General features: G+C 42.1%; 1 protein-coding gene. It reads left to right on the plus strand.

The genetic code is table 11. The features are described from left to right. The first annotated feature begins 146 nt into the window (after positions 1-146). Positions 147-497, plus strand: a complete 351-nt coding sequence (locus tag DXC04_RS14555) for a hypothetical protein (protein WP_006426970.1) — start codon at positions 147-149, stop codon at positions 495-497. Positions 498-623 lie beyond the last annotated feature (126 nt).

Raw genomic sequence — 623 nt, forward strand, 5'->3', positions numbered from 1 at the left:
TCCGAAAACCAACTGTCCTATATTACAAATGTATCGGTTGGCAGTGGCCTAATCCGTTGCTCTGGGAATATCGTACCATTTGAGAATACGTTCCCAAAGAATACAGACCTTTATAAACTAATGACAACAAAACCGGGAGAATCATAATGAAGAAAAAAGAAGAAGTAACGATAACTTTTTATGCTGCAGAGTGCGGTGAGTTCCATGATTTAGGAGAATATACAAAATGCAGAACGCTGGAAGAGGCATATAAAAAGTACCAGAAATATTGTAGAACATCTGCCAATATGTGTCCGGCTATTGAGTTTTCTATTCATGATCCAGAATCAATTTATTCAGACATGGAATATCCATTACCGTTGTCATCAAAAGACAGGGGAGACTTGGAACTTGTGCCATATTACAACGAACATCCACTGGTAAATGAGGCAATCAGACAGGTGGAGCAGTTGCAGAAACAGCAGGAAAAAAAGAAACATCGGGATGTTGCCCGATGAGATAAGAGATACGGAAAGAGGGTGACCGGATGAGAGATATCAAGGAACGGGTAAGGGATAAGAATCCGAAGATTCGAAATCCGGCTGCCCGGCTTCCGAAAGAGCTGGTTCGCCAGACGGTACTGG

This window comes from Dorea sp. OM07-5 (assembly GCF_003481355.1).
Classification (GTDB): domain Bacteria; phylum Bacillota; class Clostridia; order Lachnospirales; family Lachnospiraceae; genus Dorea_D; species Dorea_D hominis.